Raw genomic sequence first — 13,760 nt, 5'->3', positions numbered from 1 at the left:
CCGGGCATCAGCCCTGGGGCAGGTGCTCCAGCAGGTATTCGATCTGCGCGTTGAAGGGATAGAGCAGGGTGGCCCCATCCGGGCGCTCTGACTTGCGCAGGTACGACCAGCGCGACAGCAACGTATCGCGAGACTCTCCGGCGGGCAGGGCGGTGTACCGCTTCTCCACGTTCGCCTGCAACTGCGCGATGCGCTCGACATCTTCCGCGTAGCCACCACCCCGCAGCTTGTTGTTGGCCTGCCGTGCTTCCAGCAGTGCCAGTGCGCGCAGATCGTCGGCGAGGCTCGGAGCCACTGGTGCGCCTTCGTCGGCAACGATGAATTTGTCGAACAGGCCCGCCACCTCGGCGGTTTGCGCCACCGCGGTCTTCAGGTCCACGCCGTGCTGCGAGTAGGCGGCACGCACTTGCTCCAGCGCTTGCTGATAGAGATGCCACATGTCTTTCAGGACTGTGGAGTTCTTCTGCGCATCCAGGTTCTTTTCGAATGCCGCGCCCAGCTTGTCCAGGCGTTGCAGGAAGCGTTCGTCGCCGGTTGCGCTGTAGAGCAGCAGGTAGCGTTCGATGTCCTGTAGCTGGGGGTTGGCGGTTTCGGCGTTGACGACGGTCGGCAGCAGGCTGGAGGCCAGGAGACCGGCGAAAATCAAAGAGGCGAAGCGCATGGAGTTTTCCTGGGCAAGAAGTTTCCCCGCCATTCTCGATGTTGATCGTCGATATTGAAGTCAGACGATTCGGAATTTATGCGCACCCTTTGCGGTGATCGGCTCGTACGTCGTCAGACCGTGCTTGCATTCGGGGCCCGTGTCCTCCATATCTTCCAGGGAGTCACAAGCATTCGGCAGGAGGTCGTCATGGCCAGCGGTTGGGCGAACGACGGAGCGGTTCAGGAACAGATCGACAGCACCGTCGAGGATGCCATCGCGCGGGCGCGCAGCCAGTTGCCCAAGGGTGAGAGCCTGGCCCGCTGCGAAGAGTGCGATGCGCCGATTCCCGAGGCGCGGCGCAAGGCCATTCCCGGCGTGCGCCTGTGCGTGAACTGCCAGGCCGAGCATGACAAGGAGCAGGCAGCCTATGCCGGCTACAACCGCCGGGGCAGCAAGGACAGCCAGTTGCGCTGAGCAATGCTGGCGACACGCATCAGTACGGCGCCTTCCGGCGCCGTTTCCGTTTCCCGCCATCAGGCCTGCTTCGGGCTCTCTCCGTAAGCGTTGGCGCCGCTCTCGCTATCCAAGCATAACAGATAAAGCAGGTAGAAATTTGCCAGCGGCACAAGCGCGATCAGGAAGAACCAGCCGCTCTTGCCGATATCGTGCAGGCGGCGAACTCCCACTCCCAGGCTCGGCATGAGGACGGCCAGCGTGTAGATGTAGACGACGGGAATCAGCTTCGGGGCGATCGCGCCGAGCATCATGATAATCGCCAGGCTGATCAACGCGTTGACCAGGGTGTACATCCAGTACTCCTTGCGGCGCGCCCGGCCGTTGAAGTCGAAATAGTGCTGTTTCAAGCACTTCAAATACCATTCCATGAATTGAAACCTGTATTGGGTTGCGGGCCGCGCCCCGCAATCGAGAGTCGAGGAATTCGCTCGGTAAGCGACGGAATTCGCGGTGGTTCCGGCGCTGCGCAATGTAGCGAGGGGGGCTCAATCTGGATGTAGGAATGGTGCTGGTTGGGGGGCGGAATCGGCTGGCATTCGCGGGCGGTTGTCGGATTATGGAGAAGTATTCGAAGTAAGCCAGGGCGGGTGCCTGTCAGATACAAAAAGCCGCCGCGATCAATTCGCGGCGGCTTCGTCATTGCGGTGTCAGAAGTTGACTTTCAGACCCAGCGTAACCGCCTGGTCGCGGTAGCCGTTGTCGCCGTACTGTTTGCCGACTTCACCCCAGACGTTGACCCGGCTGTTCACCTTGCTGGTGGCGCCGAGCTTCACTTCGAAGATGTCGCTGGCTCCGTCCATCTCGAACCTGGTGCTGCCCATCTTCGCGCCGAAGTCCTTGGAGTTGTGGATCCAGTTGGTTTCCACGTAAGGCTCCACGCCATAGGTGTTGGCGAAGCCGCCGGCTTCATTGCTGCGCACCGCGGCGCGGGCGCCCAGGCGGGTCATGATGTTGCCGTCGCCCTTGCCGGTGACCCTGGTGCCGTTGGTTTCGCGATGGCTGTCGGCCTTCACGCCCATGTACACCACCTGCGCCTGCGGCTGCACGTAGTAGCTGGCGCTCTGGGTCTTCGCCACTTCGAAGGTCTTGCCGGCTTCGACCGAGGCGGTGATGCCCTTGAGGTCGTAGCTTTCCTTGGCCAACTGGTCGCCTTTCACGTCGGCGTCGAAGTCGTTGTAGAGAACCCAACTGTCGACGTACGCGCCGTTCTCGTCATCCTTGTTCTCGTACCAGGTGCCGTAGACGCCCAGGCTGTAGCCGTCGATCTCGCCGCGGGAGCGGTAGCCGGTGATGCGCGACTTGGTGGTGGAGTTGCCGTTGGCATAGCCGGCCATCACGCCGAACACCCAGTCCCCGTTGTCGGTTTCCTTGCGGTAGAGGTCGCTGCCCAATTGCACGACGTAGCGGTTGGACTCGGTCTTCAGTTGCCCGGTGCTGTCTTCCCAGCGGGTGGAACCGTCGACGTTGCGCATCCACAGCATGGAGGTGACTTCCTTGCCGGTGTCCGGGTCCATGTAGGTCAGGTTGCCGGTGCGGTCATGCAGGCGGTGCAGGAACATGGTGTTGGCTGCCGCCATGTTGGCGGTGTAGCTGCCACCCTCGGGCTGGCGCACACGGTCGCGGTCGCTCGGCTTCGGCGGTACCGGAACCGGATCTGTCGGGCCCGGATCGATCGGATCGGGATCCTCTGGATTCGGGCCGGGCGGGTCGACGGGGTCCGGGTCAGGATCGGTCGGCTTGTAGGAGGTAAGGTACCAGTCGCTGTCCGCGCCGTTGGAGCCGACGAAGCTGCCGCCGCGACGCAGTACGTATTCGTAGCCACCTTCGGTCACCCGGTCGGACTTGAACGTGCCCGCCGAGGTGCCGCCGACGGTGATCATCTGGATGCCTTCCAGGGTCTCTTCGCCCGGCCCGGTGGTGTTGTTCACGGTGACGCGGGTTTCGCCCGAGGTGCTGCCGGCGATTTCCAGTCGGTCGGTTTCGGAGTCGTCGTAGCCCAGGTAGGTGTTCATCACCAGATGGCCGCCGCCGGTGAAATCGCCGTCCACCTTCAGGGTCTTGTAGGTGTAGGTGCCGTGTTCGTCGTGGCGGTCGTAGATCAGTTGCGCGCTGTCGGTGAGGTTCAGGTTGGTCAGGTTTGAGTTGCCGGTCATGAGCCACTGGCTGCTCGCGCCATCCATCGCCAGGTTGATTACGCCGTCGGTGGCGGTGCTGGTCGTGCCGTTGAGGTAAGAACCGGCGGCCATCTTGAGGTCGATGACGCCGGACTTGTCAGCGTACAGGGACATGCCCTTGCGATTCTGAAGGTCCGTGTTCGCACTGCTGTCCAGGTGATACACGGAGGCAGTGTCGGACATGATGAAGGAGTCGTCCCCGGACGCGTAGAGCGCGCGGTTGCCATCGGTCACGGTGACGCTGGTGTCGCCCAGCAGGTGCACCTGGCCGCCACGGTCGCCGTTCTTGTCCGCGGCGGTCTGGGCATAGATGCCGTAGGCGTTGGCCTGCTCGGTTGTGATGCTGGTGTCGCCAAGACGGATCACGCCGCCACGGTTCGCATAGACCGCATGCGCGGCGCTGCCCTTGGAGATGATGGTACTGCCATCACCGAGGATCACTTCGGCGTTGCCCCAGTAAGTGCTGGAGCTCAGCGAACGGTTCCCGGCATAGACCGCGTAGCCCGTGCCATCCAGCGCGTTGCTGCCATAGCCGTTGGTGGTGATCTGTGCGCCCTTGCCCAGTTCGATGATGTTCGTGCCGCCGTTCTTGGAGGTATTGGCGCGCACGCCCATGCCGGAACCTTCGGCGATGATGATCGCGCCATCGCCGACCCGCACTTCCGAGTTCTGCGCGTTCTCGGTCACGTTGATGCCGTCGGCGGAGCTGCCCTTGGTGAGGATGTACAGCTTCTCGATGGTGATCTTGCTGGCGCCGTTATTGGCCTGGATGGCGTCCGACTTGCCGGACGCGGTGGTGATCGACACGTCCTTGAGGGTGTACTTCGAGCTGTTGCCGTAGATGCCGAAGCCGGTCGGCGTGAACGATTGGTCCTCGCCGGTGGTGTCGATGACGATTTTATCGAATGCCGATGGATCGCTGGGGGCCCAGTAGAGACTGGTCGAGCAGTTGAGTGTCGTGCCGTTGACCGAGCAACTGCCCATCGCCGCCGCGCCGCCCGAATGGGCGAGCATACTGGCGGCCAAGGCGATATGGGCGGCCAACAGAGTTTTCTTGAAGCGCATTGCAACCTCCTTGCCTCCGCCGCTGCAAAGCGATGCGGGGCGGTGTTCCCAGCGCCTGGAGCCGTTCTTGGCTGATGATCGGAAGAGCTGGCTTCCGAGTCGGTTCCCGCTTGCGCTGGGTGATGGCGCCTGATGGATCAGGCTGTGGGATGGCGCGGCTGAGAGCGTCCGAGCCGCGCCCGATCCGCTGCTGCGAGGGGCGTGCTGGATCAGTGGGATCATTGTTCAGCTGCGGTTCAGCTAGCCGAATAAGACGTGTCTTAATCGAACGAATTCGAGACTTGGAACGAGGGAAAAGATGATTTAAGTCAATGAGATATCTGGGCCGGGCATTGCGCGCCGGCCCAGTTGCGGGCTCAGAAGAGGAAGTAGCGCTGCGCCATTGGCAGTACTTCCGCCGGTTCGCACCACAGCAGTTGGCCGTCGGCACGGACCTGGTAGTTCTGCGGATCCACTTCGATGTGCGGCAGGTAGGCGTTGTGGATCAGATCGGTCTTGCGCAGGTCGCGGCAGCCTCTCACCACGCCGATGGCCTTGCGCAGGCCAAGCCCCTGGGGCACGCCGAGGTCGAATGCGGCCTGGCTTATGAAGGTCAGGCTGGTGGCGTGGCGGCTGCCCGCGTAGCTCGCGAACATTGGCCGGTAGTGCACCGGCTGCGGCGTCGGGATCGAGGCGTTGGCATCGCCCATCAGGCTCGCGGCGATGGCTCCGCCCTTGAGGATCAGGCTCGGCTTCACGCCGAAGAAGGCGGGGCGCCAGAGCACCAGGTCGGCCAGCTTGCCGACTTCTATGGAGCCGACTTCATGGGCCACGCCGTGGGTGATCGCCGGGTTGATGGTGTACTTGGCGATGTACCGCCTGGCGCGGAAATTGTCGTTGCGCGCACCGTCGCCGTCGAGCGCGCCGCGTTGCCTTTTCATCTTGTCGGCGGTTTGCCAGGTGCGTGTGATCACCTCGCCGACACGTCCCATCGCCTGACTGTCGGAACTGATCATGCTGAAGGCGCCGAGGTCGTGGAGGATGTCCTCGGCGGCGATGGTCTCGCGGCGGATGCGCGACTCGGCGAAGGCCACGTCCTCGGCGATACTTGGGTCCAGGTGGTGGCAGACCATCAGCATGTCCAGGTGTTCGTCGATGGTATTGCGGGTGAACGGCCGGGTCGGGTTGGTCGAGCTGGGCAGCACGTTGGCGAAGCCGCAGGCGCGGATGATGTCCGGCGCGTGGCCGCCGCCAGCACCTTCGGTGTGGTAGGTGTGGATGGTGCGGCCCTTGAAGGCGGCCAGGGTGGTTTCGACGAAGCCGGACTCATTGAGGGTGTCGGTGTGGATCGCCACTTGCACGTCGAGGCGGTCGGCCACGGACAGGCAGTTGTCGATGGCCGCCGGAGTGGTGCCCCAATCCTCGTGCAGCTTCAGACCGATGGCGCCGGCGCGCACCTGTTCTTCCAGCGGCAGCGGCAGGCTGGCGTTGCCCTTGCCGGTGAAGCCGATGTTCATCGGGAAGGCATCGGCGGCCTGGAGCATGCGCGCCATGTGCCACGGGCCGGAGGTACAGGTGGTGGCGTTGGTGCCGGTGGCCGGCCCCGTACCGCCGCCGATCATGGTGGTCACGCCGCTCATCAGCGCTTCTTCGATCTGCTGCGGGCAGATGAAGTGGATGTGCGTATCGATGCCGCCGGCGGTGAGGATCATGCCTTCACCGGCGATCACCTCGGTGCTGGCGCCCAGGGCGATGGTCACGCCGGGCTGTATGTCCGGATTGCCGGCCTTGCCGATGGCGGCAATGCGGCCGTTCTTCAGGCCGACGTCGGCCTTCACGATGCCCCAGTGGTCGAGGATCAGCGCGTTGGTGATCACCGTGTCGACGACTTCGGCGGCGCACAACTGGCCCTGGCCCATGCCGTCGCGGATGACCTTGCCGCCGCCGAACTTCACTTCCTCGCCATAGACGGTGAAGTCCTGTTCCACCTCTATCCACAGGCCGGTATCGGCCAGGCGCACGCGGTCGCCAACGGTGGGGCCGAACATGTCGGCGTAGGCTTGTCTGCTGATCTTCATCCAGCTCTCCTTGGCTGTTTTTCTGCGGGCGCTCAGAGGCTGCCCATCACCCGTCCGGCGAATCCGAATACCCGCCGCTCACCAGCCAGCTCCACCAGTTCCACCTCGCGGCTCTGCCCCGGCTCGAAGCGCACCGCGGTACCTGCCGGGATGTTCAGGCGCATGCCGCGCGCGGCGTCGCGGTCGAAGCGCAGCGCGTCGTTGGTCTCGAAGAAGTGGTAGTGCGAGCCGACCTGGATCGGCCGGTCGCCGCTGTTGGCCACCGTCAGGGTGAGCGTGCGGCGGTTGGCGTTGAGCTCGATCTTGCCAGGCTGGATGTCGTATTCGCCGGGGATCATGGGGCGCTCCTGTGGTCGAGGATCAACTGCATGAAAGTCAGGTCCAGCCAGCGGCCGAACTTCTGCCCGACCTGTGGCATTTGCCCGGTGGTGATGAAGCCCAGGCGTTCGTGCAGGCGGATAGACGCCGCGTTGCCGCTCTCGATGGCGGCCACCATCACGTGCAGGCCCTGAGTCCGGGCACGCTCGATCAGGGCCTGCATCAGCAGCGGGCCAAGGCCCTTGCCGCGCTGGTCGGCGCGCACATAGACGGAGTGCTCGACCGTCCCGCGAAAGCCGTCGAAGGCGCGCCACGGGCCGTAGCTCGAATAGCCGACCACTTCGCCTGCATCTTCGGCCACCAGTACCGGAAAGCCCTGCTGCGCGCGCAGTTCGAGCCAGGCGCGGCGGTTCTCCAGGTCGATGGCGGTGTCGTTCCAGATGGCGGTGGTGTTGAGCACAGCGTCGTTGTAGATATCGCGCAGGCTGCCGAGGTCGGCTTGGCTGGCGTCGCGGATGTGCATGTCTGTTCCTCTGTGTCGGAAGTCGCCCAGGGCCCCTGGCGAGCATAGTGCGCGCGCGGGGTGCCGGGCATGCGATCAGGCGATGGGCTGGTGCACGGTGACCAGCTTGGTTCCATCGGGGAAGGTTGCTTCCACCTGGATCTCCGGGATCATCTCCGGCACGCCTTCCATCACCTGTTCGCGGCGCAGCAGCGTGGTGCCGTAGTGCATCAGTTCGGCGACCGTCTGGCCGTCGCGCGCACCTTCGAGCAGGGCGGCGGAAATCAGCGCCACGGCTTCCGGGTAATTCAGTTGCAGGCCACGGGCGAGGCGGCGCTCGGCGACCAGGCCGGCGGTGAAGATCAGCATCTTGTCCTTCTCGCGAGGGGTCAGGTCCATTTCAGTTGGCCTCCATTTCAGGTGCTCCAGATTCGGGGAGGAACGGCCTCGCGGCCGAGCAGCGCGGGCCGCAGCCGGCGCCAGAGTTCGACGAGCCAGGCGCGGGCATCCAGTGCCTCGTCGGCGAGGCAGCGGGCGACCACCAGGCCGGGCAGTTGGGTGAGATTGCCGCGTCCGCGGCATGACAATGCGCGGCATTCTTCCAGTAACGCGGCGTCGATCTGTCCGCTGGCGATGAGCGTAGCCATCACCGGATGGCCGGCGAGGCCGATGGGCGAGTCGAGCAGGCCGTCGCCACCGATCACTCGCTGACGCTCGTGCCACAAGCGGCGGCCGTCGAGGCGGATGTCCAGGGCGGCGGCGAAATGGCCATCGTCGAAGCGCTCGGCGCTGGCCGGGCGGCCGAGGGCGACGATGTCCCAGTAGAACAGCCGGGCATCTTCCGCGAGGTCGATGCGTGTGCTCAGTTCTGCCTGGGCGCCGGAGAACACAATGGTTTCCTGGGGCAGCCATTCCAGCGTGGCGCCGGGTGCAACGGTGATCGACAAGTCCTGCCGTGCCGCGCTCGCCGCGCAATACCATTTCGCCGCGCCGGGGCTGGTGAGCTGTGCCCAACTGTCGGTATCGGCGTGTATGCGCAGTTGCAGCGTATCTCCTCCGGCGATGCCGCCGGGCGGGTGTACCACGATGTGCTGGCAGACTTCCGGGCCTTCCGCATACAGGTGCTTCTGTACCCGCAGCGGGCCGAGGTGGCGCCGCGTAATCGGCCGCGTGCTCTGGCCGGCGCGGGCATAGGCCAGTTCCAGCTCGGCGTGCCAGGCGGGGTGGAAGAGAGGAGCCAGTGCGTTCATGGACGGTGTCGAGGCAAAGGATGCACACGACAGAGCAATAGCCGTGCCGGCTGCGCCAGGATAGTGCGCGGCCTGCCTGCCAGGTTCTGCCGGCAAGGCGCGGGGAGGCTTCGAGGCGAAGGGGCGATTGTCCGATCGGTCAGCTATGGGCGCGGTTGCGGTGCGTCGGCTGTGCGAATGCACTAAAGATGTGCGCTGGATGCGCAGGATTCGAGGTCAGCCGCAGGATGGGCGGCGCATGGGCCCGATACCTGATCGCTCATCCTGCCGTTCGTTGCTCCTGCGGGAGCAGAATCTCAGCCCAGTTGCTTGCGCATGTACACCCGGCGGAAGCCGTTCTCCTGGCGTCGCGCGTACTCGCGGTAGCCGATCCTTGCGTACAGCTCGATGTTTTCGATCATCCGCTCGTTGGTGTAGAGGTACAGCGACTGGTAACCCTGGCGGCTGGCTTCCTCTTCGGCGCGTACCAGCAGCAGGCGACCGATGCCCTGGCCCGCACACTCAGGCAGCACGGCGATGTTGTCGAGCAGGAAGCCTTCATCGGTCTGGCGGGTGACCAGCAGACCCACGGGTTGCCCGCCCAGCTCGGCGATCAGCACCTGGTTGGTGGCGATCACTGTGTGGTAGTCCTCCAGCATCGGGCCGGGCTTGCGACCGATCAGCGGAATCCATTGGGCATAGGCCGCTGCCACGCAGACGGCGGCGAAGCCTGCATCAGCATCGACGGCCTGGCGCAGGGTGATGGACATGATGAGCTCCAGCGCAGATGACGAATCTCGCAGCTTGCCATCGACCACCCGCTGCCGCCAGTGACAGGCTGTCTCGGGGCGCCGCGCCGGGCGTTCAGATCGCCACCAGGCCGCGCACGCCCTCGGCCTCCATGTTCGCGCCGCGTCCTTGCTGGACGATTTCGCCACGGGACATGACCAGGTACTGGTCGGCCAGTTCTGCGGCGAAGTCGTAGAACTGCTCCACCAGCAGGATCGCCATGTCGCCGCGCTGGGCGAGCTTTTTGATGACCGCGCCGATCTCCTTGATCACCGATGGCTGGATGCCCTCGGTCGGCTCGTCGAGGATCAGCAGGCGCGGCCGGCTGGCCAGGGCGCGGCCAATGGCCAGTTGTTGCTGCTGGCCGCCGGAAAGGTCACCGCCACGCCGCTGTTTCATCTCGCGCAGTACCGGAAACAGCTCATAGATGTGTTCCGGCACTGCCTTGGCTTCGCCAGCGCTGAAGCGCGAAAGCCCCATCAGCAGGTTTTCCTCCACTGTCAGGCGCGCAAAGATCTCCCGCCCCTGGGGCACGTAGGCGATGCCGGCATGCACGCGCTGGTGCGGCTTGAAGCTGGTAATCGGCTTGCCCTCCCAGCTCACCTTGCCCTCCCTGGCTGGCACCAGGCCCATCAGGCAGCGCAGCAGGGTGGTCTTGCCCACGCCGTTGCGCCCGAGCAGGCAGGTGACTTCGCCGATCTTCGCGTCGAACGACAGACCACGGAGGATGTGGCTGCCGCCGTAGTATTGGTGCAGTTTGTCGACTTGCAGCATGGGCGTTTCCCTTGTGGAGATCCTTGATAGGCCGTGTACGGCTGCCGTGCAGCCAGAGCTGTTGGGTATCGCTTCGCTCCACGCCAACCTACGCCGTGCCTCCCGGCGAAATGCGTTCGCGCAGCGATACCCATTCGGCCGATTCAGAACTAGCGGCCGAGATAGACTTCTATGACCTGCTCGTTCGCCTGCACGTCCTCCAGCGAACCTTCCGCCAGCACATGCCCCTGGTGCAGCACACTGACGTGGTCGGCGATGCTGCCGACGAAGCCCATGTCGTGCTCCACCACCATCAGCGAATGCGTGCCGGCCAGAGACTTGAACAGCTCGGCGGTGAACTCGGTCTCGGCATCGGTCATCCCCGCCACCGGCTCGTCGAGCAGCAGCAGCCGCGGCTCCTGCACCAGCAGCATGCCGATTTCCAGGAATTGCTTCTGGCCGTGGGAGAGCAACCCGGCGGGGCGGTTGCGTGACTCGCGCAGGCGGATGGTGGTGAGTACTTCCTCGATGCGATCCTTCTGTTCGCCGGAGAGTTTTGCCCTGAGGCTGGCCCACACCGATTTGTCGGTTTTCTGCGCCAGCTCCAGGTTCTCGAATACCGAGAGCGCTTCGAACACCGTGGGTTTCTGGAACTTGCGGCCAATGCCGGCCTGGGCGATTTCCACCTCGCTCATGCGAGTGAGGTCGAGGGTTTCGCCGAAATACGCCTTGCCGCTGTCGGGGCGGGTCTTGCCGGTGATCACGTCCATCAGCGTGGTCTTGCCTGCGCCGTTGGGGCCGATGATGCAGCGCAGTTCACCGACGCCGATGTACAGCGTCAGGTCGCGCAGGGCGCGGAAGCCGTCGAAGCTGACGTTGATGTCTTCCAGGGTGAGGATGGTGCCGTGGCGCACGTCCAGCATGCCGCTGGCGCTCGAACCGATGCCAATGGCATCGCGGCTGGCGCCGGGATCGCGGTTGGGGTCGTAGGCCGGTTCCAGCATCAGGTGGGGGACCGCTCTCATTGCTCTTTCTCCCGCTTGACCAAGCCCAGGATGCCGCGTGGCAGATACAGGGTGACGACGATGAACAGCGCGCCGAGGAAGAACAGCCAGTACTCGGGGAAGGCCACGGTGAACCAACTCTTCGCGCCATTCACCACGCCGGCACCGAGCAACGGGCCGATCAGCGTGCCGCGTCCGCCGAGGGCGACCCATACGGCCGCCTCGATGGAGTTGGTCGGCGACATTTCACTGGGGTTGATGATGCCCACCAACGGCACGAACAGCGCGCCGGCCAGACCGCAGATCACCGCCGAGAGCGTCCATACGAACAGCTTGTAGCCGCGCGGGTCGTAGCCGCAGAACATCAGGCGGTTCTCCGCGTCGCGCAGGGCGGTGAGTACCCGGCCGAACTTGCTGCGCGCGATGGCGAAACCGACGGCCAGGCTCGCCACCAGCAGCACCACGATGGCGATGAACAGCGCCGCGCGGGTACCCGGAGCGGTGATGGAAAAGCCGAGAATGCTGCGGAAGTTGGTGAAGCCGTTGTTGCCGCCGAAGCCGGTCTCGTTGCGGAAGAACAGCAGCATGCCGGCGAAGGTCAGTGCCTGGGTCATGATCGAGAAGTACACACCCTTGATCCGCGAGCGGAAGGCGAAGAAGCCGAATACCAGCGCCAGCAGCCCCGGTGCGAGCACCACCAGGCACAGCGCCCAGAGGAAGTGCTGGGTGCCGGCCCAGTACCAGGGCAGCTCGGTCCAGGAGAGGAATGTCATGAATGCCGGCAGGCCCTCGCCGGCTGCTTCGCGCATCAGGTACATGCCCATCGCATAGCCGCCCAGGGCGAAGAACAGTCCGTGGCCGAGGGACAGCAGCCCGGCGTAGCCCCAGACCAGGTCCAGGGCGAGGGCGACAATGGCGTAGCAGAGGATCTTGCCGGTGAGCGTCAGGCCGTAGGCGGACAGGTGCAGCGCGTTGCTATCCGGCAGCAGGTGCAGTAGCGGCAGGATCAGCAGCGCGATGAGCGCGGCGCCGACGATACCAGCGGTGAGTTTCGGGCCGGCTTTCTGCGCGGCCGTCACGGTGAGTGGCTGGTTCAATCGATGACCCTCCCTTTCAGAGCGAAGAGCCCCTGCGGACGTTTCTGGATGAACAGGATGATCAGCGCGAGGATCAGGATCTTGCCCAGTACCGCGCCGATCTGCGGTTCGAGGATCTTGTTCGCCACGCCCAGGCCGAAGGCGGCGAATACGCTGCCGGCAAGCTGGCCGACCCCGCCGAGCACCACCACCAGGAAGGAGTCGATGATGTAGCTCTGGCCCAGGTCAGGCCCGACGTTGCCGACCTGCGACAGCGCCACTCCGCCCAGGCCGGCGATGCCCGAGCCGAGGCCGAAGGCGAGCATGTCCACGCGGCCGGTGGGCACGCCGCAGCAGGCGGCCATGTTGCGGTTCTGGGTGACGGCGCGGACGTTCAGGCCCAGCCGCGTGCGGTTGAGCAGCAGCCAGGTGAGGGCCAGCACGAACAGCGCGAAACCGATGATGACGATGCGGTTCCACGGCAGTACGAGGTTGGGCAGCACCTGGATGCCGCCGGACAGCCAGGCCGGGTTGGCGACCTCGACGTTCTGCGCGCCGAACAGCACGCGCACCAGTTGGATCAGCACCAGGCTGATGCCCCAGGTGGCGAGCAGGGTTTCCAGGGGGCGGCCATAGAGGTGGCGGATCACCGTGCGCTCCAGCGCCATGCCGATGCAAGCGGTGACCAGGAAGGCTACCGGCAGCGCCAGCAGCGGATACAGCTCCAGCACGTCGGGAGCAAGGCGCTGGCAGAGCAACTGCACGACGTAGGTGGAATAGGCGCCGATCATCAGCATTTCGCCGTGGGCCATGTTGATCACCCCTAGCAGGCCATAGGTGATCGCCAGGCCGAGAGCCGCCAGCAGCAGAATCGAGCCCAGCGACAGGCCGCTGAAGGCTTGGCCGAACAGGTCGCCCATCAGCAGCCGGCGCTTCACCTGGCCGAGGCTGGTGGCTGCGGCGGTACGCACGGCAGCGTCTGCCTCCACCGCTGGGTCGAGCAGGTTTTCCAGGCGCGTGCGTGCCTGTGGGTCGCCCGATTCGCCCAGCAGGCGCACGGCGGACAGACGTAGCGCAGGGTCGGGGTCAGCCAGTTGCAGGTTGGCCAGGGCGAGTTGCAGGGCGGCTATCACGTCGCCGTCGGTTTCTTCGTTGAGTCGGTATTCGAGCAATGTGCGCTGCGCCGGGCGGGCACTCTTCTGCAATTGACGCGCGGCGTCGAGGCGAGTCCGGGCGCTCTCGGCAACCAGTTGGTGGCTGGCCAGGGCGGTATTGAGCAGGCCGCGCAGGCGATTGTTCAGGCGCAGCTTGTCAGGCTCGCCAACGGGCGCGGCGCTGCCTTCGGCGGAGTGGTATTGCTGGTCGTCACCGAGGAGGAACGCGTGGTTCTGGGTATCCACGGCGAGGCGACCGGACTGGATTGCGTCGAGCAGCGGCAGGCGCTCGGCGTCGGGTACGGCGGCCCATTGTTCGAGCAGCTTCGCACGCTCGTCATTGTCGGCGCTGGCGAAGTCCTGCGCGGGGCCGGCGAAAGCCAGTTGTGGCAGCAGCGTGGCCAGCAGAAGCGCGCAGAGGCGCAGGCGATGGAGCAAGGCAGTGGGCATTGGCAGTTCCCGGTACGCTGGAGACTCGGA

General features: G+C 64.9%; 14 protein-coding genes. 1 reads left to right on the top strand and 13 read right to left on the bottom strand.

Annotated elements, in window-relative coordinates; all coding sequences use genetic code 11:
* Positions 1–7: 7 nt before the first annotated feature.
* A complete protein-coding gene (locus OU419_RS25030) occupies positions 8–661 on the bottom strand; it encodes a hypothetical protein (RefSeq protein ID WP_254472404.1) in 654 nt (217 codons plus the stop codon).
* 189 nt (positions 662–850) lie between these two features.
* On the opposite strand from OU419_RS25030, the gene OU419_RS25025 reads away from it, so the two are divergent.
* Positions 851–1,117, top strand: coding sequence for a DksA/TraR family C4-type zinc finger protein (locus OU419_RS25025; RefSeq protein WP_254472405.1), 267 nt, complete (start codon positions 851–853; stop codon positions 1,115–1,117).
* Positions 1,118–1,176: 59 nt separating this feature from the next.
* Here the strand turns inward: OU419_RS25025 and OU419_RS25020 are convergent, their stop codons facing one another.
* From OU419_RS25020 to urtB, 12 genes are all read right to left on the bottom strand, one after another.
* On the bottom strand, positions 1,177–1,527 hold the full coding sequence (locus OU419_RS25020; RefSeq protein WP_254472406.1) for a DUF805 domain-containing protein: 351 nt from the start codon (positions 1,525–1,527) through the stop codon (positions 1,177–1,179).
* 279 nt (positions 1,528–1,806) lie between these two features.
* Positions 1,807–4,398, bottom strand: coding sequence for an autotransporter outer membrane beta-barrel domain-containing protein (locus OU419_RS25015; RefSeq protein ID WP_254472407.1), 2,592 nt, complete (start codon positions 4,396–4,398; stop codon positions 1,807–1,809).
* A gap of 356 nt (positions 4,399–4,754) precedes the next feature.
* Positions 4,755–6,455 carry an urease subunit alpha gene (gene ureC, locus OU419_RS25010; RefSeq protein ID WP_254472408.1) on the bottom strand — a complete coding sequence of 567 codons (1,701 nt, stop codon included), beginning with the start codon at positions 6,453–6,455 and terminating at the stop codon, positions 4,755–4,757.
* Positions 6,456–6,487: 32 nt separating this feature from the next.
* Positions 6,488–6,793, bottom strand: a complete 306-nt coding sequence (locus OU419_RS25005; RefSeq protein WP_254472409.1) for an urease subunit beta — start codon at positions 6,791–6,793, stop codon at positions 6,488–6,490.
* Positions 6,790–7,296 carry a GNAT family N-acetyltransferase gene (locus tag OU419_RS25000; protein WP_254472410.1) on the bottom strand — a complete coding sequence of 169 codons (507 nt, stop codon included), beginning with the start codon at positions 7,294–7,296 and terminating at the stop codon, positions 6,790–6,792. The genes OU419_RS25005 and OU419_RS25000 overlap by 4 nt, the downstream gene beginning before the upstream one ends.
* A 75-nt stretch (positions 7,297–7,371) precedes the next feature.
* On the bottom strand, positions 7,372–7,674 hold the full coding sequence (locus OU419_RS24995; RefSeq protein WP_254472411.1) for an urease subunit gamma: 303 nt from the start codon (positions 7,672–7,674) through the stop codon (positions 7,372–7,374).
* Positions 7,675–7,691: 17 nt separating this feature from the next.
* Complete coding sequence (locus tag OU419_RS24990) at positions 7,692–8,525, bottom strand: urease accessory protein UreD (RefSeq protein WP_254472412.1); 834 nt, start codon at positions 8,523–8,525, stop codon at positions 7,692–7,694.
* 296 nt (positions 8,526–8,821) lie between these two features.
* A complete protein-coding gene (locus OU419_RS24985) occupies positions 8,822–9,274 on the bottom strand; it encodes a GNAT family N-acetyltransferase (RefSeq protein WP_254472413.1) in 453 nt (150 codons plus the stop codon).
* 94 nt (positions 9,275–9,368) lie between these two features.
* Positions 9,369–10,067, bottom strand: coding sequence for an urea ABC transporter ATP-binding subunit UrtE (gene urtE / locus OU419_RS24980; RefSeq protein WP_254472414.1), 699 nt, complete (start codon positions 10,065–10,067; stop codon positions 9,369–9,371).
* A gap of 149 nt (positions 10,068–10,216) precedes the next feature.
* The gene (gene urtD / locus OU419_RS24975; RefSeq protein WP_254472415.1) at positions 10,217–11,071 is read right to left on the bottom strand and encodes an urea ABC transporter ATP-binding protein UrtD; all 855 of its coding nucleotides are present in this window, start codon (positions 11,069–11,071) and stop codon (positions 10,217–10,219) included.
* The gene (gene urtC / locus OU419_RS24970; RefSeq protein ID WP_254472416.1) at positions 11,068–12,147 is read right to left on the bottom strand and encodes an urea ABC transporter permease subunit UrtC; all 1,080 of its coding nucleotides are present in this window, start codon (positions 12,145–12,147) and stop codon (positions 11,068–11,070) included. The genes urtD and urtC overlap by 4 nt, the downstream gene beginning before the upstream one ends.
* The gene (urtB, locus tag OU419_RS24965; RefSeq protein ID WP_254472417.1) at positions 12,144–13,730 is read right to left on the bottom strand and encodes an urea ABC transporter permease subunit UrtB; all 1,587 of its coding nucleotides are present in this window, start codon (positions 13,728–13,730) and stop codon (positions 12,144–12,146) included. Before urtB ends, urtC begins: the two co-directional genes overlap by 4 nt.
* Between the last annotated feature and the right edge of the window lie 30 nt (positions 13,731–13,760).

Origin of the sequence: Pseudomonas triclosanedens (assembly GCF_026686735.1) — a bacterium.
Taxonomy (GTDB): Bacteria; Pseudomonadota; Gammaproteobacteria; order Pseudomonadales; family Pseudomonadaceae; genus Pseudomonas; species Pseudomonas triclosanedens.
Note: the sequence above shows the minus strand (reverse complement) of the source record. Positions and strands in the feature narration are given on the sequence as shown.